Source organism: Methylobacterium sp. J-068, from assembly GCF_022829445.1.
Classification (GTDB): domain Bacteria; phylum Pseudomonadota; class Alphaproteobacteria; order Rhizobiales; family Beijerinckiaceae; genus Methylobacterium.
Genome location: NZ_JAKSXY010000026.1, coordinates 12,654 through 34,573, shown reverse-complemented (window position 1 = coordinate 34,573; position 21,920 = coordinate 12,654). Strand labels below are relative to the sequence as shown.

The following is a 21,920-nucleotide window of genomic DNA, read 5'->3' as shown; positions in this document are numbered from 1 at the left end:
CGGAAGGGCCATGCCGCCACGCGATGCGAGGAAGCCGCGCCCGCGGCCCCATGCTTCGAGACTAGGTCCGGCGCGGCGCGCGATCTGGTCCCGCGCATGCTGCGCGGAGGCGAAGGTCGGAGCGGGCGCGTGGATACGATCCTTCGAGGGGGCCCGATCGGCGCGCGTTTCACGACATTCTCCTCACGAAGGGCCCGTGTCCCCACTGGGAACCGCGGACAGATCGCGCCGAGCCGACCTTTGGGGCCGTCGGCGTGATCGCCTCTCGCCACGGGACGATTCCCGTGCGATGGGCGAAGCCCTGAGGTCTGAGGGCTCGGCACGTCCTGAGACACTCGCAGCGGTGACGTTCGCGCGATCGCCGCGATCGGGGACGGCGCGCCTCGCCTCCTCGTGGTCGAGGTCGGCCATCGGCGCGACGTGTATCGATGACCCTCTCGGGCAGGCTCAGGAATCAGGACGAACCGTGCGGCTGAACGCCCAGAACCTCGCCGTCCGCCGCTCCGGCCGCCGCATCTTCTCGGACCTGTCCTTCGCGCTCGGACCCGGCGAGGCGCTGATGGTCACGGGCCGGAACGGGGCCGGCAAGTCGACGCTGCTCGCGGTGCTGGCCGGCCGGCTCAAGCCCGAGACGGGCACGCTCACGGTGAGCGAGGCCGGCGAGGCGACGATATCCGAATGCCTCCATGTGGTCGGGCATCGCGACGGGCTGAAGAGCCCGCTGACCGCCGAGGAGAACCTCGCCTTCGCGCGCGACCTCCTCGGCGCGCCGACCGCGAGCCCGCGCGCGGCCCTGGAGGAACTCGGCCTCGGCCATGCCCTGAGGCTGCCGGTGGCCTATCTCTCCGCCGGCCAGCGGCGGCGGGTGGCCCTGGCCCGCCTCCTCGTCTGCCGGCGCCCGCTCTGGCTCCTCGACGAACCGACGGCGGCCCTCGACACGGCCTCGCAGGGCTTGCTCGCCGGCATGATGGCCCGGCACAGGGCGGAGGGCGGCCTCGTCATCGCGGCGACCCACCAGGCGCTCGGCCTGGAGGACGCGCGGGAATTGCGGATCGAGGCGGCCAAGCCTCGGCCTGATGACATCGGGGCGCGCGCTCCGGCGGAGGAGGTCTGGTGGTGACCCGTGCCCTGCGGGCCCTCGTCGCCCGCGATCTCGCGCTCGCCGCCCGGGTCGGCGGCTCCGGGGCGCTCTCCCTGGTGTTCTTCCTGATGATCGTCGCCCTGGTGCCGTTCGCGCTCGGACCCGACCTCAACCTCCTGTCACGGATCGGCCCCGCGATCCTGTGGCTGGCCGCCGTGCTCTCCACCCTGATCGGCCTCGACCGCCTGTTCCAGGCCGACGAGGAGGACGGGTCCCTCGATCTGATGACGGGATCGCCGGTGCCGCTGGAGGGCGTGGTTCTGGCCAAGGTGCTGGCGCATTGGCTGACCACGGGCCTGCCGCTCGCCCTCGCCTCCCCGCTCTTCGGGCTGCTCGTCGCCCTCGACGACCGGGCCATGGGCGCCACCGCCCTCACCCTGCTGGTCGGCACGCCGGCGCTGACCTTCGTGGGCGCGGTGGGCGCGGCGCTCACCGCCTCGATCCGGCGCGGCGGGCTCATCCTCGCGGTGGTGGTGCTGCCGCTTATGATCCCGACGCTGATCTTCGGCGTCTCGGCGAGCGAGGCGGCGCTCGGCGGCACGGTGCCCTTCACCACGCCGCTGGCCATCCTGTGCGCGCTCAGCCTGATCGCGGGGGTGATCGGCACGCTCGCGGCGGCCGCGGCCCTGCGCTGGTCCGAGTAGGGATCACGCCGGGTCGGCGTCGATGCGCATCCGCAGGATCGCGTAGGGCGGGGTCTGCCTGTCCTCGCCGCCGTTGTATTCCGGGCGCCGGTTCACCTGCGCGGCCGAGACGTGGAGCCAGCGGTCGGGGGTGATCCAGAACGTGTCGGCCCAGATCAGGCGCGGGTCGGAAGCGAGGATCTCCACGCTGCCGTCCGGGTTGCGCCGGCCGACCGCGTTGAACTCCTGCATGGCGAGGTAGACCCGGTCCTTCGAATCCGTGGTGAGGCCGCCCGTCATGCCCTTTTCGCCGAGGTCCTCGACCCCGGCCGCCACCCCGGCATCGCCGGTCTCGGGGTCGAGGAGGGCGGCGGTGCCGACGGAGTAGAGCCGCCGGCCGATCAGGGGCGCGTAGTAGAGCCGCGATCCGTCCGGGCTGAGGGCGATGCCGTTGGCGCCGCCCTGGACCGGGCGCGGCGGCCCCTCGCCCTTCCGCTGCATCACGGCGCGATCCTCCACGATCTTGAGGAGCCCCTTCTGCGACTTGGTGCTGGCATGGCCGGCCAGGCGCCGCACCACCCGGCCGGTGGCGAGGTCGACGGCCAGGATGGCGCCCTCCCCGTCTTGGCCCTGGTCGGTGATGTAGGCGCGGGCATGGCCATCGCGGATGTCCACGCGCAGGTCGTTCAGCGACGAGGTCGGGGTGATGCCGGCCTCCAGCGGCACCACGCGGTGGATGCGGTCGTCGGAGAGGTCGATCTGCACCAGCTTCGCGCCGCCCTTGACCGGCGGACCGGAGCCGTCGGGCAGCCCGGCATCGAGGCACCACAGGGTGTCGTCCCGGTCGAAGACGCCGTTGGGGACGTGGAACAGCCGGGCCTGCGGCTGCTCCGGGTCGGGCTGGTTGGTGGCGAGGTCCGGATAGGGGCGCACCGCGCCGTCGGGCATGACCTCGCCGAGGGTGTAGGGCACCTTCGCGTTGAAGCGCGGCATCATCACGAAGCGCCGGCCGCCGCGCGCGATCGCGAGGCCGGTGGGCGTGGAGGGCGCGTTCGCCGTGAAGGCGAGTTCGAGTCCGCCCGCCGCGCGCCGCTCGGCCACCTGCGTTTCCGCCGAGGCTTCACGCCCGAGCGAGAGGGTGGCCGCGCCGGTGAGGCCGGCGGCGAGGAGGTCACGGCGAGCGAGTGTCATGGGGACGATTCCGGTTCGGGCGCGTGGGGCGGCTCAGCCGCGCACCGTGAGGTCGATGGCGTGGAGACAGGGGCCGGCGGCGATGAACAGGCGGCGCCCGTCCGGCCCGCCGAAGGCCACGTTGGCGGCATCCGTGGCGGTGGCGATGCGGCCGAGGCGGGTGCCGTCGGGCGCGTAGACCCGGACCCCGTCGAAGCAGGCCGCGTAGAGCCGGCCATCGGCATCGACGGCCAGCCCGTCCGGCACGCCGGCCTCCAGGGTGGCGAAGGTCGCGGGCGCGCCGAGCTTGAGCCCGCCCTCGACCGGAAAGGCCAGGATGGAGCGGGCGCCCTCCGGGTTCTTCAGCGCGGCGCTGGTGTCGCTGACGTAGAGGCGCCGTCCGTCCGGGCTGAAGGCGATGCCGTTGGGCTGCCCCACCGCCTCGGTCATGCCCGTGAGGGTGCCGGAGGGATCGATCCTGTAGACGCGCCGCGCCCTTTGCGCGGGCGTCGCCATCAGGCCCTCGTCCGGCATGGTGATGCCGAAGACGGGGTCGGTGAACCAGATCGCCCCGTCCGGCGCCAGCGCGGCGTCGTTGGGGGAATTCAGGGGCCGCCCCTCGAAGGCGTCGGCGAGCACGGTGAGGCGGCCGTCATGCTCACGCCGGACCACGCGCCGCCCGCGATGCTCGCAGGTGACGAGGCGGCCCTCGCCGTCGAGCGTGTTGCCGTTGGCGTTGTTCGAGGGATCACGGAAGACCCGTGTCCCGCCGTCATCGGCGACGCACAGCATCCGGTTGGCCCGAACGTCGCTGACGATCAGGCCGCCGAGGGCTTTGGCGTAGCACAATCCCTCGCACCAGCGCCCCTGCGCGTACAGGGTGAGCAGCGGCGTGCCGGGCGCGACCACGTCGGCGAAGCGCGGGTCGTCGCCGCGCAGGACCGGCGCCGCCGGGGCGCGGGACGCCGACAGGGCGAGGCCCGCCAGGGCGCCACCGATGAGCGTGCGTCGTCGAATCGTCGGCATCGGGGTCCGGGTCTGGAGACAATCGAGGATGCGCAGCGCGGCGCGCCGCTCCGGTTCGGAGGCGGCGCGCGGCGTCTTCAGCGGGCGGCCGGCGCGGGCGTGGTCGAGCCGGTGGTCTCGGCCGGGCCGAACTTCAGGCTCCACAACTCGGTCGGCAGGGCCGCCGGAGCGTCGGGCTTGTAGAAGGCGGAGTCCTGAATGTGCGAGGTCGTGACGTAGAGCGTCCCGTCCGGCCCCTCCGCGAAGGTGTCGGGCCAGCGCAGGCGCTTGTCCTGCACCACGGTGGCGAGCGCGGCGTTCTTGGCCGAGAGGTCGCGGACCTTGATCGAATCGTCCTGCGGGGAGGTCACGTACATGCGGCCGTCGCGGCGGGCGATGATCAGGCCGTCCGCCGGGCCGTTCTCACCCACCGTCTCGATGCGGCCCGCCACGCTCTTGTCGGCGAGCGTCGTGGGCATCAGCGCCGTGGTGATGCCGCCGGCCAGGGTCTCGGTGGGCAGGCTGTAGAGCGTCTTGCCCTTGATCGCCTGCCAGTACAGCGTCTTGCCGTCGGGCGAGAGGGCGATGCCGTCGGCGGCGAACTCGACGCCGCGCCCGTCGGGTCGGCGCAGGGGCTTGCCGTCATAGGTCACGGTCACGCTCGTGTCGGGTTGGGTCGAGGGATCGCCGTCGAGGACGCGGCGCGCCCGGCCACTGTCGAGGTCGACCACCACCAGCGCACCCTTGGCGCCGGAATCCGTGAGGTAGGCGGTCTTGCCGTCGGGCGAGAAGCGCACGTCGTTGAGATAGGAGCCCTGGGGTGCCACGGTCTCGTCGAAAGCGATGGTCCGGGCGGGCTGATTAGTCTTCAGGTCGATCTCGACCAGCTTGGCGCCGCCCGGCACCAGGGCCGCCATGGCGGGGGCTGCCGGGTCGAGCACCCAGAGATTGCCGTCCGGGCTCGCCACCACGCTCTGGACGCAGATCCAGTGATCCTTGGCCGTGACCTCGTCCTTGCGGGCGTTGCGCCAGGAATTCCAGGCGGCATCCGGGAAGGGCACCACCTTGCCGTCCTTGAGTTCGCCCACCGAGACTTCGGTGTCCTCGGTCCAGCGCGGGAAGTTGACGAAGATCCGTCCATCCTTCGCGACGGTGACGCCCGTGACCTGATGCTCGAAGCTCGCGACCTTGCTGAGGGTCGCGCCCGAAGCGGGTTGCGGGGTCTGGGCCTCGGCGGCACCGGAGGCCAGGACCGCTCCCGAGAGGACCATCGCGAGGCAGGCGGCCGTCGTCGACCCCATGCCGGCCCTCCGGGCGAGCAAGGGCCGCATCCGCGACGGGGCGGAGGTGCTGGATAGGCGTGTGCGGGCGAAGGACTGGCTGCGCGTCATCGTCATTCTTTCGCGTCTCTCGGGTGTTCGGCGATCGTCGTCGATCATCTCAGGCCCAACGCACGAGGACGCGGCCAAGGTTCATCGCACGGCGCGTTCCGGGAAACCTCCGAAATCCGGAGCGGCGGGGATCCAAGGATGCGCGGATTCTGAACGGACCTTCGGCTCACGGATTCGTTATGCAAATGTTCGCCGGGGTTGCTATGCGAGCGAAGACAGGTCCGGTGAAATTAAATGCAAAATTAATAAGTTTATGACGATTAGATTATAAGTAAAAAATAATCCGGCGAGACAGGAATGGTGTCCTTCGCGCCCTATATTCGATTGGAAGGGCAGGCTCGATGTTGGGTTCAGGTCTTCGTGCCATGTTGGACGCCATTGATCGATCCCAGGGCCGAGTCGAGTTCGACATGGGCGGAAACGTTCGTGACGCGAACAAGATCTTCCTCGATCTGGTCGGATACACGCTCGACGAGGTCCGCGGCCGGCCGCACAGTCTTTTCGTCACGCCCGAAGATCGTGACTCGGCGGCCTATCGGGCCTTCTGGGAAAGCCTGCGGCGGGGCGAGCACCAATCGCGGGACTTCCGGCGGATCGCCAAGGACGGGCGCGACGTCTGGATCCAGGCCTCGTACAACCCGATCCTCGACCGGCGCGGCCGACCGATCAAGGTCGTGAAATTCGCCACCGACATCACCGCGCAGACCCAGCGCAACGCGGCCTACGAGGGGCAGATCGCGGCGATCAACCGCTCGCAGGCGGTGATCCACTTCACGCCGGACGGCATCGTGACCGATGCGAACGCGCATTTCCTCGAGGCGCTCGGCTATCGCCTCGACGAGATCAAGGGCCGGCATCACAGCCAGTTCATGGCGCCGGGCGAGCGGGACACCCCCGCCTACGCGGCGTTCTGGCGGGCCCTCGCCGGTGGCACCTACCAGGCGGGCGAGTTCCGCCGGATGGCCAAGGGCGGGCGCGAGGTCTGGATCTACGGGGCCTACACGCCCGTGCTCGGGCCGGACGGACGACCCATCGCGGTGGTGAAGTTCGCCAGCGACGTCACGGCGCAGGTGGCCGACCGGCTGCGGCGCGTGGAGGGCCAGCGCGCCATCGACCAGGATCTCGGAAGCATCACCGGCTCGATCGCCGATGTCAGCCGTCAGGCGACCGTCACCGCCGAGGCGGCGGCCCGGACCTCCGGCAACGTCCAGGCGGTGGCCGCCGGCGCCGAGGAATTCTCGGCCTCCATCGAGGAGTTGAACCGCCACGCGATCGAGGCGAAATCCGCCTCCGACGAGGCCGTGATCCGGGCCGAGGAGGCCGGCGGCATCATCGCGGGCCTGACCTCGGCCGCCGACAAGATCGGCGAGGTGATCTCGGTCATCCGCTCGATCGCGGACCAGACCAACCTCCTAGCGCTCAACGCCACCATCGAGGCGGCGCGGGCCGGGGAGGCCGGGCGCGGCTTCGCCGTGGTGGCGGCGGAGGTGAAGGCGCTCGCCAACCAGTCGTCGCGGGCCACCGAGGAGATCGGCACCCAGATCGCCGCGGTTCAGGACTCCACGAACCAGGCGGTGAACGCCATCGAGGCCATCGCCCGCACGATCGCGCATCTCAGCGAGATCTCGCTCAGCGTGTCCTCGGCGGTGACGGAGCAGGCCGCGGTCACGCGCGACATGTCGGTGAACATGCACACCGCCGCGCGCAGCGTCGAACTGGTCCGCCAGAACATGGACGGGATCGCCCTCGCCGCCTCGAACGTCGACGGGGCGGTGCGCCAGGTCAGCGCCGCCGCCCGGGCGCTGGCCTGACGGGACCGCCCCCCGCGTTGGCGCGGGCTACTCAGGCCGGATTCCCGCGCTTGGCCGCATCACGGAGGGCTCCGAGCCGGAGCCCCGCACCCGGCCGCGCGGGGCCGCGGTTCCGGCCGCGCGTCCCGGCTCACGCCTGTCCGCTCCCGGCGAGACCCGCTCCGTGAGGTCCACGCAGCGGCCCACCAACCACGTCATCCAGTTCATCACGAAGCTCCCGCCCTGTTCCTGTTGGGATAGATCGGGTGCGGTCGCGCCAAAGCGAGGGCCACTGGTGCAAATATCCGCCTCTCCCGCGCCGCCGGACGCGGATCGCGCCGGGGCGTCGTCCGGCCTCAGTCGAGGTCCTGCAGGTGGCGCGCGGCGATGACCGAGGCGGCGGTGCGGTTCTCGACCCCGAGCTTCGCGTAGATGCCCTCCAGGTGCTTCGTCACCGTGCGCGGGCTGAGGCCCAGGATCTCGCCGATGTCGCGGCTCGACTTGCCCCGCGAGAGCCAGAGCAGCACCTCCGCCTCGCGGCCGGTGACGCGCAGGCGCGCGCGCAGACGCTCCAGCCCGGCCTCCGTGCCGTCCCGCGCCAGCCGCAGCAGGATCTCGTCGCCGCTGCCGCCGATGAAGCTCAGCGTGTGGACCGCGCCCGCGCGGTCGGCGAGGGTGAGGGCGGGGCTCGCGCCGGCGAGGCAGGCGCGCAGCCAGGCGGCGCCCTGCGGCGGCAGGCTCAAGGGGGCGCCGGGCTCGGTGAAGCCGCCGAGCAGGCGCGCCGCCTGGGGCGTGCACCATTGGACGCGCCCGGCCCGGTCCACCGCGAACAGGGTGCGCCCGGTGGTGTCGAGGGCGGCCCGCGCGCTCTGCGCCGCGCGGGCGCTCGCCAGATGGACCCGGATGCGGGCCAGGATCTCGTCGGGCGCGATGGGCTTGGTGACGTAGTCGATTCCGCCCGCCTCCAGGCCCTTCACGATGTGCTCGGTCTCCGACAGGCCGGTCATGAAGATGACGGGCACGTGGGCGAGGTGGCCCCGGGCCTTGAGGCGGCGGCAGGTCTCGAATCCGTCCATGCCCGGCATCATCGCGTCGAGCAGGATCACGTCGGGGGTGACCTCCTCGACCAGCGCCAGGGCGAGGTCGCCCGCCACCGCCACCAGCACGGTGGCGCCCGAGCGCTCGATGGCCTCGGTCAGGAAGCTCAGGGTCTCGGGGGAATCGTCGACCACGAGGACGACGTCGCGCTGCGCCTCACTCATCGGAGGCGGCCTCCGTCAGGCCTTCCAGCACGGCGCGTGCGCGGCGCAGGTCGAAGGTCGCGGCGAGTTCCCGCATCCGGGCAATGAACGCCATCGGCGCCCCGGTCCGCGCCTCCATCTCCGCGAGCTTGGCCTCGATGCCGCGCACGTGGCCGATCCGCACGAGGCGCAGCAGGTCGGCGACATCCCCCGCGCCGGGCTTCGAGGCCGGCATGGGGTCGGAAACGGGAGGCGCGGCCGGCTCCGACGCCGTCCAGGCAAGGCCGAGCAGGCCGGTGATGCATTCCAGGAAATCGCGCAGGTCGAAGGGCTTGGCGATGATCGCGTCGTGGGGGGCGTCGTCGCCGCGCGACGGGCTGATCTCGTGCACGTTGGCCGACATCATCGCGATGCGGGCCGTGTGGCCGGCCTCGCGCAGGGCCTTGGCCAGCACCCAGCCGCTCATGCCCGGCATGGCGATGTCGAGGAGGAACAGGTCGGGCGGGCGCGTCGCGGCTAGGTCCAGGCAGGCCGGGCCGTCGGCGGCCTCCAGCACCACGAGGCCGAGGGGTTCGAGGATGTCGCGCATCAGGCCGCGATGGGCGGCATCGTCGTCGGCGACCAGAATGGTGCGGCGGGCACCCGCATAGGTCCGCGCCGGGGCGCCCGCCTGCGCCGCCAGGACGGGCTTCGGCCGCGCCACCGAGGCGAGCATGAGACGCAGGCGAAAGCAGGTGCCGCGCCCCACCTCGCTCTCCACGGTGATCTCGCCGCCCATCACCTGCGCCAGCAGATGCGCGATGGTGAGCCCGAGCCCGGTGCCGGGCGTGGAGCGGGCGGCCGCCATCGAGCCGCGCTCGAAGGGTTCGAAGATGCGCTCCAGGTCGGCCTCCCGGATGCCGAGGCCGGTGTCGCGGATGGTGAACACCGCGATCTGGCTGCGATAGGTCAGTTCCAGCGCCACGTGGCCCTCGGGCGTGAACTTGATGGCGTTCGAGAGCAGGTTGAGCAGGATCTGGCGCAGGCGCTTCTCGTCGGTGGCGACCACCGCCGGCAGGGAATCCGGCCGGGTGAAGCGGAACGCGAGGGCGGCGCCCTGCGCCTGGAGCCGGATCATGTCGACGATCTGGTCGAGAAACTCGGTCAGCCGCACCTCGTTGCGGTGGATCTGCAGGCGCCCCGCCTCCATCCGGGAGATGTCGAGGAGGCCGTCGATCAGGCCCGAGAGGTGCTGGGCCGAGCGCCGGATCACCCGGATGCCGTTCTGGCGCGGGGCCGGGATGGTGGGGTCCCCTTCGAGCAGTTGCGCATAGCCCAGCACCGCGTTGAGCGGCGTGCGCAACTCGTGGCTGATCCCGACGACGTAGCGGCTCTTGGCGAGGTTGGCGGCCTCGGCGATCTCCTTGGCCTGCTGCAGCTTGGCGTCGGTGACTTTGTGAGCCTCGATCTCGGCCTGGTAGAGGCCGGTCTGGCGGGCGGTCTCCTCCAGGGCGACCCGGCGGCTCTCCTGCGCCAGCACGAAGAGCCAGGCGACGATGCCCAGGATCACGATGAGGATCAGGAAGACGCTGGTCAGCGCCGCGCCGAGGACGGCCCGGTGCTCGGGATGCTCGGCGCTGGCCCCCGCATGCACGATGCCGAGGATGAGGGCGATCGCCGCCACCAGCGTCAGCATCAGGGCGAGGTAGCGCCCCAGCGGCGCGCCGATCCAGGCGGCGGTGCGGGCCGGAGCGATGCGGGCGAGCAGCCCCTGCGCCTGCGCCTCCAGGCGTCCGTGCGGCTTGCACAGGTCGCCGCAGCGGGCGTCCAGCGAGCAGCAGAGCGAGCAGATCGGCCCCCCGTAGGCGGGGCATTGGGCCATGTCCTCGGGCTCGAACGGGTGCTCGCAGACCCGGCAGGTGATCTCGGAGGCCCCGTGCCAGTCGGTCCGCGGGCTGCGGGCGAGGTAGTAGCGCCCGCCCGTCGCCCAGGCGATGGCGGGGGCGCTCGCGAACGCCACGGCCAGCGCCAGCATCGGCGCGAAGGGCACGGCCGGCGTGCCGAGCCAGCCCGCATGGGCGACGAACCCGGTGAGGATCGCCGCCGCCATCGCGCCGGTGCCGACGGGGTTGATGGCGTAGAGATGCGCGCGCTTGAACTCGATGCCGGGAGGGGACAGCCCGAACGGCTTGTTGACGGCGAGATCCGCCGCCAGCGCCCCGACCCAGGCCGAGACCACCACGGCGTAGAGCGAGAGCGTGCTGACGATGGTCTTGTCGATGCCCAGTTCCATCAGCAGCAGCGCGATGGCGACGTTGAAGACGAGCCAGACCACCCGGCCCGGATGGCTGTGGGTCAGGCGCGAGAAGAAGTTCGACCAGGCGATCGAGCCCGCATAGGCGTTCGTGACGTTGATCTTGAGCTGCGACACCACCACGAACAGCGTCATCAGCGCCACGGCGGCGGCGGGCGAGGGCACCACGTAGCCGAAGGCCACCGCGTACATCCGGGTCGGCTCGGCGGCGTGCTCGGCCGGCACCCCGTGCGCCAGCGCCAGCACGGCGAGGAAGGAGCCGAGCAGGATCTTGAGCATTCCGGGCAGGATCCAGCCGCCGCCCGCCCCCAGCACCGCCGCCCACCAGCGCCCCTCCCGTCCGGGTTCCCGGGCCGGCACGAAGCGCAGGAAGTCGACCTGCTCGCCGACCTGGGCCAGGAGGGCGAGGAGGATGCCGGAGGCGAGCCCGAACTTCGCCCAATCGAAGCCGCCGGCCCCGTCCGCGGCCGGATGGCTGAGCCAGGCCGCCACGGGCGCGTCGCCCGCCCAGACGATGCAGGCGAGCGGCACCAGGTTGAGGACGATCCAGATCGGCTGGGTCCAGATCTGGAACCGGCTGATCAGGGTGATGCCGTAGACCACGAGCGGAATCACCGCCAGCGCGCTCACGAGGTAGCCGAGACTTGGGGGCAGGCCGAAGCAGAGTTCCAGCGCCAGCGCCATGATGGCGGCCTCGATGGCCAGGAACAGGAAGGTGAAGCTCGCGTAGATCAGCGAGGTCACGGTGGAGCCGATATAGCCGAAGCCGGCGCCCCGGGTGAGCAGGTCGATGTCGACGCCGTAGCGGGCGGCGTAGAGGCTGATCGGCGTCGCGGTGGCGAAGATGATCGCGCTCACCACGAGGAGGGCCGCCAGCGTGTTGGTGAAGCCCACCGTGAGCACCAGGGTGCCGCCGATCGCCTCCAGGGCCAGGAAGGAGAGCGCCCCGAGCGCCGTCTGCGCCACCCGGAACCCCGACCAGCGCCGCGCCTTCTTGGCGGTGAAGCGAAGGGCATAATCCTCCAGCGTCTCGTCGGCCACGAGGCGGTTGTAGTCGCGCCGGATCGGGAGGATGCGCTGGTGCTCGGTCATACTGTTCGGCGCGGACGCTACCATGCGGCGCGCGGGAGCGCGCGGCGTCCCGGTCCGTCCGATGGCGGGCGGGGCCGCGATGCCCCGCCGTTCCACACCTTAGCAAAGACCATGCCCCGTGGGCAGGGCCGCCCCACCCCCGCCCCGTGGGACGCGCCCATGGGCGGAGCGGTCGTTCCGGGGCCGACGGACCCGGCGCCGTGGGGAATCGCGAAAAGTTCGCCAGCATGGCCCGGCGCGCGGGCGCCCGACATACGCAAAACAGCGTATCGACCGCATTGCACAACGCGGCCTAGCCTTCCCCTCGTCGATCCACGGCCGTCCGATGCGCCGTGCGACGACCGACAGGGGTTTTGGGCACGATGGCAGAGGACAAGGGCAACGGCCTGCAATCGGCGCTGCGGCGCAGGCTTCTCATGGGGCTCGCCGGCGTTCCGGCGATCGCGCTGCTGCCGCGCACGAGCTTCGCGGCCGCGCCTCCCACCTCGGCGGTGAACACCACCGGCCTCGCGGTCACCGACACCGAGGTGACGGTGGGCATCCTGCACTCGGCCACCGGCACGATGGCGATCTCCGAGACCGGTTCGATCCAGGCCGAGAAGCTCGCGATCGCGCAGATCAACGAGGCCGGCGGCGTGCTGGGCCGCAAGATCAAGGTCATCCAGGAGGACGGCGCCTCCGACTGGCCGACCTTCGCCGAGAAGGCGAAGAAGCTCCTCGTCAACGACCATTGCGCCGCCGTGATGGGCTGCTGGACCTCGGCCTCGCGCAAGGCCGCGCTGCCGGTCTTCGAGCAGTATAACGGCCTGCTGTACTACCCGACCTTCTACGAGGGCCTGGAGCAGTCCAAGAACGTCATCTACACCGGTCAGGAGGCCACGCAGCAGATCCTCGAATCGCTGAACTGGGTCGCCAAGGAGAAGGGCGCCAAGACGTTCTTCTTCATCGGCTCGGACTACATCTGGCCGCGCACCTCGAACAAGATCGCCCGCAAGCACATCGAGAACGTGCTCAAGACCAAGGTGGTGGGTGAGGAATACTTCCCGCTCGGCCACACGCAGTTCAATTCGGTGATCAACAAGCTCAAGCTCACCAAGCCGGACGTGATCTTCACCGACGTGGTCGGCGGCTCGAACGTGGCGTTCTACAAGCAGCTGAAAGCGGCCGGCATCGACCTCTCGAAGCAGACCCTGCTCACCATCTCCGTCACCGAGGACGAGATCGACGGCATCGGCGGCGACAACATCGCGGGCGCCTATTCCTGCATGAAGTACTTCCAGTCGCTCAAGAACCCCAACAACGAGAAGTTCGTCGCCGCCTTCCACAAGATGTGGGGCGAGAAGACCGTCATCGGCGACGTCACCCAGGCCGCCTATCTCGGGCCGTTCCTGTGGAAGATGGCCGTGGAGAAGGCCGGCTCGTTCGACGTCGACAAGGTGGTCGCCGCCTCTCCGGGCATCGAGTTCAAGGAAGCGCCGGAAGGCTACGTCAAGATCCACCCGAACCATCACCTCTGGTCGAAGACCCGCGTCGCGCGGGCCCTGCCCACGGGCCAGTTCGAGGTGGTCTACGAGAGCCCCGATCTGATCGAGCCGAACCCCTTCCCGAAGGGCTACCAGTAAGACTTGCGCCGCTAGCGGACGGGTCGGTTTTTCGAAGTTTCCGCGGGTCCCCTCTCCTTGCAGGAGAGGGAGCCTGTCGCGAGCCCTTCGAGAGGGCCGCGTCCGCCCTCGGCGGCCCGATGCTTGCAAAGCGATGGCCGCATTCCTCGGAAGGTCACAAGACATGCTCGGCGACTATTCCCTCACGGACCTCAGCTCGATCTTCGTGATGCAGGGCTTCGCCGGGCTGATCCTGTTCTCGGTCTACACGCTCATGGCCCTCGGGCTGGCGATTATCTTCGGCCAGATGGGCGTGATCAACATGGCCCACGGGGAGTTCATGATCCTCGGCGCCTACATGACCTATCTCTGCTCGGGCTTCTTCCAGACCCACCTGCCCGCCCTGTTCCCCGCCTACTTCTTCGTCGCCATGGCGCTGGCCTTCCTGGCCTCCGGCGCACTGGGGATGCTGGTGGAATGGGCGCTGATCCGCCACCTCTACAAGCGTCCCCTCGACACGCTGCTCGCCACCTGGGGTCTGTCGCTCATCCTGCAGCAGGCCTACCGGACGATCTTCGGGCCCCGCGAGGTCGGCGTCGAGCTCCCCGCCTGGCTCATCGGCTCGGTGCAGGTCACCGACACCATCGAGATCCCCATCAACGGCATGTTCGTGATGGCTGTCACCCTCCTTATCACCGCCGGCGTCGCGCTCCTGATGTACCGCTCGCGCTTCGGCGCCCAGGTCCGCGCCGTGGTGCAGAACCGGCCCATGGCTGGGGCGGTGGGCATCGACACGGAAAAGGTCGATCGCCTCACCTTCGGCCTCGGCTGCGGCATCGCGGGCATCGCGGGCTCGGCCTTCACCATGGTGGGCTCGACGGGGCCGACCTCGGGCCAGCTCTACATCGTCGACACCTTCCTGATCGTGGTCTTCGGCGGCGCCGCCTCGCTCCTCGGCACCATCGCCTCGGCCTTCTCGATCTCGCAGACCCAGTCGACCCTCGAATTCTTCCTGTCCGGCTCCACCGCCAAGGTGATCACGCTGCTGTCCGTCGTCGGCATCCTGATGCTGCGGCCGCAGGGTCTCTTCACCCTGAAGGTCCGGCGCTGAGGAGATGCCCGACATGACCCGCTCCCCTGCCTCGAACGTCCACGACAACCCCTTCATGAAGCCCATGGAGTGGATCAGCCTCGCGCTCCTCGCCGCCGTGATCTTCCTCGTCCTGCCGATGCTGCTCGACGCCTTCCGGCTCAACCTCGTCGGCAAGTACCTCACCTATTCCTTCGTGGCGCTCGGCCTCGTCATCTGCTGGGGCTTCGGCGGCATCCTGTCGCTGGGCCAGGGCGTGTTCTTCGGCCTCGGCGGCTACCTCATGGCCATGTACCTGAAGCTCGAGGCCTCCAGCATCGAGAACACGAAGATCCAATCGACGCCGGGCATCCCCGACTTCATGGACTGGAACCAGATCACCGCGCTGCCGTGGTTCTGGAAGCCGTTCACCAGCCTGCCCTTCACCATCCTGGCGGTGCTCGTGGTGCCGGCCCTCTTCGCCTTCGTCATCGGCACGGCCATGTTCCGGCGGCGCGTCGGCGGCACCTACTTCGCCATCATCACCCAGGCCATCGCCGCCATCCTGACGATCCTCATCGTCGGCCAGCAGGGCTATACCGGCGGCATCAACGGCATCACGGATCTTCGCACCCTCCACGGCTGGGACATCCGCACCGACAGCGCCCACAACATCCTCTACTTCGTCAACGGCGGCCTGCTCGTGGCCTGCATCCTGTTCGCGCAATACGTGAAGCGCTCGAAGCTCGGGCGCATCCTGCTCGCCATGCGCGACAAGGAGGACCGGGTCCGGTTCTCGGGCTACCAGGTCGCGAGCTTCAAGACCTTCGCGTTCTGCCTCGCCGCCGTGTTCGCCGCCATCGGGGGTGCGATGTTCACCCTGCAGGTCGGGTTCATGTCGCCCTCGTTCGTCGGCATCGTGCCCTCCATCGAGATGGTGATCTACGCCGCCGTCGGCGGGCGCCTGTCCCTGTTCGGCGCCGTCTGGGGCACGCTGCTGGTCAACTGGGCCAAGACCACCTTCTCGGAGAGCTTTCCGGAGCTCTGGCTCTTCGGCCTCGGCGCGCTCTTCATCGCCGTGGTGCTGGCCTTCCCCAACGGTCTGGCGGGGATCTATCGGACCTATGTCGAGCCCCGCCTGACCCGGCGCGTGAAGGCCCTGGAGCCCGCGCCCGCCGTCGCCCTGCCCCACGCGGCCGAGTAGGAGCCCCGATGAACGCAGCCATCCTGCCCTCGCACCTCATCGGGGCCGACCCGGCGGAGAAGAACTTCCTGCTGGCGGTGGAGGGGCTCACCGTCTCCTTCGACGGCTTCAAGGCGGTCAACGACGTCTCGTTCTACGTCGATCCCAACGAGATCCGGGTCATCATCGGCCCCAACGGGGCCGGCAAGACCACGGTGCTCGACCTCATCTGCGGCCGCACCAAGGCCAGTTCCGGCTCCATCAAGTACAAGGGTCAGGAACTCACGAAGCTCTCCGAGAGCGCCATCGTGCTGGCCGGGGTGGGGCGCAAGTTCCAGACGCCGTCGATCTACGATGATCTCACGGTGTTCGAGAACCTGGAGATCTCCTATCCGCGCGGCCGCTCGGTGCTGGGCGCCCTCACCTTCAAGCGCGACGCCCAGGTGCGCGACCGCATCGAGGAGGTCGCGAGCATGATCTTCCTCAAGGACCAGCTCCTGGAGCGGGCCGAGTTCCTCAGCCACGGCCAGAAGCAGTGGCTCGAGATCGGCATGCTGCTGATCCAGGACCCCGAACTCCTCATGCTCGACGAGCCGGTGGCCGGCATGAGCGTCGGCGAGCGCATCAAGACCGCCGAACTCCTCAACGAGATCATCAAGGGCCGCTCGGTGCTGGTGATCGAGCACGACATGAAGTTCGTCGAGGACATCGCCCACCGGGTCACCGTGCTCCACCAGGGCAAGGTCCTCTCGGAGGGCTCGATGGAGCGGGTGAAGAACGACCCCAAGGTCATCGAAGTCTATCTCGGCCATTGAGGAGGAACGGCCCCATGCTGCAGACCGCGCCCACATCCTCCGCCGTCCCCCCGATCCAGGCCGGCGTCGAGCCGATGCTGGCGATCCGCGACCTCCACGCCGCCTACGGCCAGAGCGAGGTGCTGCACGGCCTCGACATCGCGGTGGCGCCCGGCGAGATCGTCGCCGTGATGGGCCGCAACGGCATGGGCAAGACCACCCTGATGAAGACCCTCATGGGTATCGTGCCGGTGAAATCCGGCTCGATCCGGGTCGACGGCGTCGAGGTCGGCGGCCTGAAGAGCCACCAGCGCGTGGCGCGCGGCCTCGCCTACGTGCCGCAGGGCCGGATGATCTTCTCGGCCATGACCGTGCAGGAGAACATCGAGACGGGGCTGACCGTCACGAACGAGCGCCGGGTGCCGGGCGAGCTCTACGAGATGTTCCCGGTGCTGCTGGAGATGAAGGGCCGGCGCGGCGGCAACCTCTCGGGCGGCCAGCAGCAGCAGCTCGCCATCGCCCGGGCGCTGGCGAGCCGGCCGAAGGTGCTGCTCCTCGACGAGCCGACCGAGGGCATCCAGCCCTCGATCATCCGCGAGATGGGCCGGACCCTGAAGGCGATCCGCGACGCGGGCGGCCTCTCCATCGTGGTCTCCGAGCAGGTGCTGAGCTTCGCCCTCGACGTCGCCGACCGGGTGCTCGTCATCGAGAACGGCGCGATCGTGCACGAGGCCGCGCGCGCCGAGATCGACGAGGCCCAGGTGGCGCGCTTCCTCTCCGTCTGAGCGTCCGGGGGCGCTGCCCCCATCGCCACTGCCGAACACACCACTTGCGGGGCCAGCAACCGGCCCGCGCGAACGGGGACGCATGTCCTCAAGTCAGGGCAAGTCCCGAACCAGGGCAAGTCCCGAATCTAGGGAAGGGAGCACGTGACGATGGCAGAGACCCTGATCAAGGTCGATCTCACGCAATCGGCCTACGACAACGACATGGTCCACAACCGCTGGCACCCGGACATCCCGATGGTGGCCATGGTCAACCCCGGCGACGACTTCATCGTCGAGACCTACGACTGGACCGGCGGCTTCATCAAGAACAACGATTCCGCCGACGACGTGCGCGACATCGATCTCTCCATCGTCCACTTCCTGTCCGGCCCGATCGGCGTCGAGGGCGCCGAGCCCGGCGACCTCCTCGTGGTCGACCTCCTCGACATCGGCGCCAAGCCCGAGAGCCAGTGGGGCTTCAACGGCTTCTTCTCCAAGAAGAACGGCGGCGGCTTCCTCGACGAGCACTTCCCCCTGGCCCAGAAGTCGATCTGGGACTTCGAGGGCATGTTCACGAAGTCTCGCCACATCCCCGGCGTGCGCTTCCCCGGCCTGATCCATCCGGGCCTGATCGGCTGCCTGCCCGACCCGAAGATGCTGGAGACCTGGAACACCCGCGAGAAGGCCCTGTTCGACACCGACCCCAACCGGGTTCCGGCGCTCGCTACCCTCCCCTTCGCGCCCACCGCCCATATGGGCCGGCTCAAGGGCGAGGGCCGCGACAAGGCGGCGGCCACGGGCGCCCGCACGGTGCCGGGGCGCGAGCACGGCGGCAATTGCGACATCAAGGACCTGTCGCGCGGCTCGAAGATCTACTTCCCCGTCTACGTGCCGGGTGCCGGCCTCTCCATGGGCGACCTGCATTTCAGCCAGGGCGACGGCGAGATCACCTTCTGCGGCGCCATCGAGATGGCGGGCTGGGTCCATCTCAAGGTCAGCCTGATCAAGGACGGCATGTCGAAGTACGGGATCAGGAACCCGATCTTCAAGCCGTCGCCGATCACGCCGAAATTCGACGACCACCTCATCTTCGAGGGCGTCTCCGTCGACGAGTACGGCAAGCAGCACTACCTCGACGTCACGGTGGCCTACCGCCAGGCCTGCCTCAACGCGATCGAGTACCTGAAGAAGTTCGGCTATTCGGGCGCGCAGGCCTACTCGATCCTCGGCACCGCGCCGGTCCAGGGCCACATCTCGGGCGTGGTCGACATCCCCAACGCCTGCGCGACCCTGTGGATTCCGACGAAGATCTTCGAGTTCGACATCAATCCCGGTGCGGACGGACCGACGAAGTTCCTCGACGGCTCGATCCAGATGCCGCTCTCGCCGGACCTTTGAGGGTACGCCCGCGCGTCGGATCGGGCGCGGGTCCCCTCTCCTGGAAGGAGAGGGACAGGGTGAGGTGTGTGACCTTTTCGGAGATGTCCCACACCTCACCCCAACCCTCTCCTTTCAGGAGAGGGAGCACGGTCGTGCCCCTCACTGGCGTGGCGGGCTGGCTTCATGCTTCAGGCTTCGGGAGCGTCTCCATGCCCGTCTACGATTACAGTTGCGACACTTGCGGGCCGTTCACGGTGCTGCGCCCGATGGCGCAGTTCCGGGACCCGCACGACTGCCCCGATTGCGGGACGGCGTGCGGGCGCGCCTTTCTTAACGCGCCCAACCTCGCCTCCATGGATGCGGGCCGGCGCAAGGCCTTCGCCACGAACGAGCGGAGCCAGCACGCGCCCCGCAAATCGTCCGGGCACGGGGCCGGCTGCGGCTGCTGCTCGGGTGCCGCGAAACCAAAGCAACCGGCTGCTGCCAAGAGCTTCCCCAACGCGCGGCCGTGGATGATCAGCCACTGACACCGCCAACACCCCCTCTCCCCTCTGCGGGGGAGGGTGGCCCGCGAAGCGGGTCGGGAGAGGGGAGCGACGCTTCCGGATACGGCGCTCCCCTCTCCCGACCCTCGCTGACGCGAGGCCCACCCTCCCCCGCAGAGGGGGGAGGAAAGATGCGGAAACCCTGAGGAACCGACGCCATGATGCACGGAGACATCTCGTCCAGCGCCGACAGCGTCGGCGTCGCGGTGGTGAACTACAAGATGCCCCGCCTCCACACCAAGGCGGAAGTCCTGGAGAACGCGAACAAGATCGGCGACATGCTCGTCGGCATGAAGTCCGGCCTGCCGGGCTTGGACCTCGTGATCTTCCCCGAATACTCGACCCACGGGATCATGTACGACGGGGCCGAGATGTACGAGACGGCCACCACGATCCCGGGGCCGGAGACCGACATCTTCGCCGCCGCCTGCCGCAAGGCGCGGGTCTGGGGCGTGTTCTCGCTCACCGGCGAGCGGCACGAGGAGCATCCGAACAAGGCGCCCTACAACACCCTGATCCTGATGAACGACCAGGGCGAGATCGTGCAGAAGTACCGCAAGATCATGCCCTGGACCCCGATCGAGGGCTGGTATCCGGGCGACCGGACCTACGTCTCCGACGGCCCGAAGGGCCTGAAGGTCAGCCTCATCATCTGCGACGACGGCAACTACCCCGAGATCTGGCGCGACTGCGCCATGCGGGGCGCCGAACTCATCGTCCGCTGCCAGGGCTACATGTATCCGGCCAAGGAGCAGCAGATCCTGATGTCGAAGGCCATGGCGTTCGCCAACAACACCTACGTGGCGGTGGCCAACGCGGCGGGCTTCGACGGCGTCTACAGCTATTTCGGCCACTCGGCGATCGTCGGCTTCGACGGGCGCACCCTCGGCGAGTGCGGCGAGGAGGAGATGGGCATCCAGTACGCCGCCCTCTCGAAGTTCCTGATCCGCGATGCCCGCGCGCACGGGCAATCGGAGAACCATCTCTTCAAGCTGCTCCACCGGGGCTACACCGGCATGATCGCCTCGAAGGAGAATCGCCACGGCCTCTCCGAATGCCCCTACGACTTCTATCGCCGTTGGATCGAGGACCCCGACGCCACCCGCGACGCGGTCCGCGCCATCACCCGTCAGAGCGTCGGCACCGAGGAATGCCCGATCGAGGGGATTCCCTTCGTGGGCACGGGGGACGGGCCGCCCGACCCGGCGTGAGGTCCCGCGGGACGATGCCTGCCCGACGATGCCGGTTTCGCGCGTGCGGGACCGGCCGCGCCCGCGTCGGGGGGGCCGATAGGCCGGACGCACCGGCCCCCCGCATCTCCGGCGGCCCCGAGGCGAACATCGCCCGCCTGAAGGAATGAGCGGCATGCCCGAATTCGACCTCGCGATCCGGGGCGGCACCGTGGTCACCGCCACCGACACGTTTCCCGCCGATCTCGGCATCCGCGACGGACGCATCGCGGCATTGGCCGAGCGGATCACGGACGCGGCCCGCACCCTCGACGCCTCCGGCCTTCTCGTCCTGCCCGGCGGCATCGACAGCCACGTCCACATCGCGCAGGCCTCGGGTCCCGGCATCGTCATGGCGGACGACTTCGCTTCCGCGACCCGGGCGGCGGCGGCCGGCGGCAACACCTGCGTAATGCCCTTCGCGCTGCAGCCGCGCGGCGCTTCCCTGCGGGCGGCGACCCACGCCTACCGGGCACTGGCGGAGGGGCAGTGCCACATCGATGTGGCCATCCACCTCATCGTCTCGGACCCGACGCCGGCCGTGCTCGGCCAGGAACTGCCAGCCCTGATCGCCGAGGGCTACACCTCGTTCAAGGTCTTCATGACCTATGACGACCTCGTCCTGAACGACCGCCAGATCCTCGACGTGTTCGACCTCGCGCGGCGGGAAGGCGCGCGCGTCATGGTCCATGCCGAGGGCTACGATGCCATCCGGTACATGACCGAGCGGCTGGAGAAGGCCGGCGAGACCCGTCCCTTCGGCCATGCCCTGTCCCGTCCGCAGGTGGTGGAGCGCGAGGCGGCGCACCGGGCGATCGCCCACGCCGAACTCGTCGACCTGCCGATCGTCATCGTCCACGTCTCCGGGGCGGAGGCGATGGAGCAGATCGCCTGGGCCCGGGAGCGCGGCCTGAAGATCCATGCCGAGACCTGCCCGCAATACCTGACCCTCACCGCCGACCACATGAAGGGCCTCGGCTCCGACGACCCGATGGCGGGGGCGAAATACGTCTGCTCGCCGCCTCCGCGCGAGGCTTCCGACCAGGCCGCGATCTGGCGCGGCATCCAGACCGGCCTGTTCGACGTGGTCTCCTCCGACCATTGCCCGTTCCGCTACGACGATCCGGCCGGCAAGCTGAACCCGAAGGGTCGGACCTCGTTCCGCTGGGTGCCCAACGGCATCCCGGGCATCGAGACGCGCCTGGCCGTCCTGTTCTCCGAGGGCGTCTCGACCGGGCGCATTTCGCTCAACCGCTTCGTGGACCTGACCGCCACCAACCACGCCAAGCTCTACGGGCTCTATCCGCGAAAGGGCTCGATCGGGATCGGGTTCGACGCCGACCTCACGCTCTGGGACCCCAACCGCCGCGAGACGATCCGGCAGTCCGACCTGCACCACGGCGCGGATTACACGCCCTGGGAGGGGTTCGCGGTGACGGGCTGGCCGGTGATGACCATCGCGCGGGGTGAGGTGGTGGCCGAGGACGGGCGGGTGGTCGGGACGCCGGGGCGGGGGCGGGTCCTCGACCGAAGGGTGACGCCCGGGCCGGCGGTCTGATCCGCCGGGCCGCGATCGGGCGAGAAGCGCGGCGCCGGACCGCCGGTC

Annotated in this window: 17 protein-coding genes; 12 read left to right on the top strand and 5 right to left on the bottom strand. The window is 69.6% G+C overall.

Translation table 11 applies throughout. The annotated features are described in order from the left end of the window. Positions 1-466: 466 nt before the first annotated feature. Together ccmA and ccmB are read left to right on the top strand one after the other, a co-directional pair. Positions 467-1,120: a heme ABC exporter ATP-binding protein CcmA gene (ccmA, locus tag MKK54_RS01955; RefSeq protein WP_244008821.1), complete on the top strand. Its 654-nt coding sequence runs from the start codon at positions 467-469 to the stop codon at positions 1,118-1,120. After that, on the top strand, positions 1,117-1,785 hold the full coding sequence (gene ccmB / locus MKK54_RS01950; RefSeq protein ID WP_244008820.1) for a heme exporter protein CcmB: 669 nt from the start codon (positions 1,117-1,119) through the stop codon (positions 1,783-1,785). Before ccmA ends, ccmB begins: the two co-directional genes overlap by 4 nt. A gap of 3 nt (positions 1,786-1,788) precedes the next feature. Here ccmB and MKK54_RS01945 read toward each other — a convergent pair whose 3' ends face one another. From MKK54_RS01945 to MKK54_RS01935, 3 genes are read right to left on the bottom strand one after another with little or no spacing between them, the layout of a single operon-like run. Beyond that, positions 1,789-2,955, bottom strand: coding sequence for an SMP-30/gluconolactonase/LRE family protein (locus MKK54_RS01945; RefSeq protein WP_244008819.1), 1,167 nt, complete (start codon positions 2,953-2,955; stop codon positions 1,789-1,791). Positions 2,956-2,988: 33 nt separating this feature from the next. Beyond that, a complete protein-coding gene (locus MKK54_RS01940) occupies positions 2,989-4,104 on the bottom strand; it encodes an SMP-30/gluconolactonase/LRE family protein (protein ID WP_244008818.1) in 1,116 nt (371 codons plus the stop codon). Then, positions 4,038-5,240 carry an SMP-30/gluconolactonase/LRE family protein gene (locus MKK54_RS01935; RefSeq protein ID WP_244008817.1) on the bottom strand — a complete coding sequence of 401 codons (1,203 nt, stop codon included), beginning with the start codon at positions 5,238-5,240 and terminating at the stop codon, positions 4,038-4,040. The genes MKK54_RS01940 and MKK54_RS01935 overlap by 67 nt, the downstream gene beginning before the upstream one ends. A 431-nt stretch (positions 5,241-5,671) precedes the next feature. On the opposite strand from MKK54_RS01935, the gene MKK54_RS01930 reads away from it, so the two are divergent. After that, positions 5,672-7,141 carry a PAS domain-containing methyl-accepting chemotaxis protein gene (locus tag MKK54_RS01930; protein ID WP_279597109.1) on the top strand — a complete coding sequence of 490 codons (1,470 nt, stop codon included), beginning with the start codon at positions 5,672-5,674 and terminating at the stop codon, positions 7,139-7,141. Positions 7,142-7,476: 335 nt separating this feature from the next. On the opposite strand, the gene MKK54_RS01925 is transcribed toward MKK54_RS01930, so the two are convergent. Both MKK54_RS01925 and MKK54_RS01920 read right to left on the bottom strand, forming a co-directional pair. Beyond that, positions 7,477-8,382, bottom strand: coding sequence for a response regulator transcription factor (locus MKK54_RS01925; protein ID WP_244008815.1), 906 nt, complete (start codon positions 8,380-8,382; stop codon positions 7,477-7,479). Next, a complete protein-coding gene (locus tag MKK54_RS01920) occupies positions 8,375-11,746 on the bottom strand; it encodes an ATP-binding protein (protein WP_244008814.1) in 3,372 nt (1,123 codons plus the stop codon). The genes MKK54_RS01925 and MKK54_RS01920 overlap by 8 nt, the downstream gene beginning before the upstream one ends. Positions 11,747-12,108: 362 nt before the next feature. Between MKK54_RS01920 and urtA the strand changes: the two genes are divergently transcribed. The 9 genes from urtA to hydA all read left to right on the top strand — a co-directional run bounded on the left by urtA (position 12,109) and on the right by hydA (position 21,872). After that, complete coding sequence (urtA, locus tag MKK54_RS01915) at positions 12,109-13,368, top strand: urea ABC transporter substrate-binding protein (RefSeq protein ID WP_244008813.1); 1,260 nt, start codon at positions 12,109-12,111, stop codon at positions 13,366-13,368. Between the two features lie 163 nt (positions 13,369-13,531). After that, a complete protein-coding gene (gene urtB / locus MKK54_RS01910; protein WP_244008812.1) occupies positions 13,532-14,458 on the top strand; it encodes an urea ABC transporter permease subunit UrtB in 927 nt (308 codons plus the stop codon). 4 nt (positions 14,459-14,462) lie between these two features. Beyond that, positions 14,463-15,620 carry an urea ABC transporter permease subunit UrtC gene (gene urtC / locus MKK54_RS01905; RefSeq protein ID WP_409564111.1) on the top strand — a complete coding sequence of 386 codons (1,158 nt, stop codon included), beginning with the start codon at positions 14,463-14,465 and terminating at the stop codon, positions 15,618-15,620. An 8-nt stretch (positions 15,621-15,628) separates the two neighbouring features. After that, complete coding sequence (urtD, locus tag MKK54_RS01900; protein ID WP_244008810.1) at positions 15,629-16,414, top strand: urea ABC transporter ATP-binding protein UrtD; 786 nt, start codon at positions 15,629-15,631, stop codon at positions 16,412-16,414. Positions 16,415-16,488: 74 nt separating this feature from the next. Next, positions 16,489-17,178: an urea ABC transporter ATP-binding subunit UrtE gene (gene urtE / locus MKK54_RS01895; protein WP_244008828.1), complete on the top strand. Its 690-nt coding sequence runs from the start codon at positions 16,489-16,491 to the stop codon at positions 17,176-17,178. A gap of 150 nt (positions 17,179-17,328) precedes the next feature. Beyond that, a complete protein-coding gene (fmdA, locus tag MKK54_RS01890; RefSeq protein ID WP_244008809.1) occupies positions 17,329-18,558 on the top strand; it encodes a formamidase in 1,230 nt (409 codons plus the stop codon). A gap of 191 nt (positions 18,559-18,749) precedes the next feature. Continuing rightward, complete coding sequence (locus MKK54_RS01885) at positions 18,750-19,067, top strand: FmdB family zinc ribbon protein (RefSeq protein ID WP_244008827.1); 318 nt, start codon at positions 18,750-18,752, stop codon at positions 19,065-19,067. A gap of 176 nt (positions 19,068-19,243) precedes the next feature. Next, positions 19,244-20,296, top strand: coding sequence for an aliphatic amidase (locus MKK54_RS01880; RefSeq protein ID WP_244008808.1), 1,053 nt, complete (start codon positions 19,244-19,246; stop codon positions 20,294-20,296). Between the two features lie 154 nt (positions 20,297-20,450). After that, a complete protein-coding gene (hydA, locus tag MKK54_RS01875; RefSeq protein ID WP_244008807.1) occupies positions 20,451-21,872 on the top strand; it encodes a dihydropyrimidinase in 1,422 nt (473 codons plus the stop codon). Positions 21,873-21,920 lie beyond the last annotated feature (48 nt).

What these genes read in the sequence shown, in the direction of transcription:
- MKK54_RS01945 (WP_244008819.1), bottom strand. Translation starts at nt 2,955, where the DNA reads ATGACACTCGCTCGCCGTGACCTCCTCGCCGCCGGCCTCACCGGCGCG.
- MKK54_RS01935 (WP_244008817.1), bottom strand. Translation starts at nt 5,240, where the DNA reads ATGGGGTCGACGACGGCCGCCTGCCTCGCGATGGTCCTCTCGGGAGCG.
- MKK54_RS01930 (WP_279597109.1), top strand. Translation starts at nt 5,672, where the DNA reads ATGTTGGGTTCAGGTCTTCGTGCCATGTTGGACGCCATTGATCGATCC.
- MKK54_RS01925 (WP_244008815.1), bottom strand. Translation starts at nt 8,382, where the DNA reads ATGAGTGAGGCGCAGCGCGACGTCGTCCTCGTGGTCGACGATTCCCCC.
- MKK54_RS01920 (WP_244008814.1), bottom strand. Translation starts at nt 11,746, where the DNA reads ATGACCGAGCACCAGCGCATCCTCCCGATCCGGCGCGACTACAACCGC.
- urtA (WP_244008813.1), top strand. Translation starts at nt 12,109, where the DNA reads ATGGCAGAGGACAAGGGCAACGGCCTGCAATCGGCGCTGCGGCGCAGG.
- urtB (WP_244008812.1), top strand. Translation starts at nt 13,532, where the DNA reads ATGCTCGGCGACTATTCCCTCACGGACCTCAGCTCGATCTTCGTGATG.
- urtC (WP_409564111.1), top strand. Translation starts at nt 14,463, where the DNA reads ATGCCCGACATGACCCGCTCCCCTGCCTCGAACGTCCACGACAACCCC.
- urtD (WP_244008810.1), top strand. Translation starts at nt 15,629, where the DNA reads ATGAACGCAGCCATCCTGCCCTCGCACCTCATCGGGGCCGACCCGGCG.
- urtE (WP_244008828.1), top strand. Translation starts at nt 16,489, where the DNA reads ATGCTGGCGATCCGCGACCTCCACGCCGCCTACGGCCAGAGCGAGGTG.
- fmdA (WP_244008809.1), top strand. Translation starts at nt 17,329, where the DNA reads ATGGCAGAGACCCTGATCAAGGTCGATCTCACGCAATCGGCCTACGAC.
- MKK54_RS01885 (WP_244008827.1), top strand. Translation starts at nt 18,750, where the DNA reads ATGCCCGTCTACGATTACAGTTGCGACACTTGCGGGCCGTTCACGGTG.
- MKK54_RS01880 (WP_244008808.1), top strand. Translation starts at nt 19,244, where the DNA reads ATGATGCACGGAGACATCTCGTCCAGCGCCGACAGCGTCGGCGTCGCG.
- hydA (WP_244008807.1), top strand. Translation starts at nt 20,451, where the DNA reads ATGCCCGAATTCGACCTCGCGATCCGGGGCGGCACCGTGGTCACCGCC.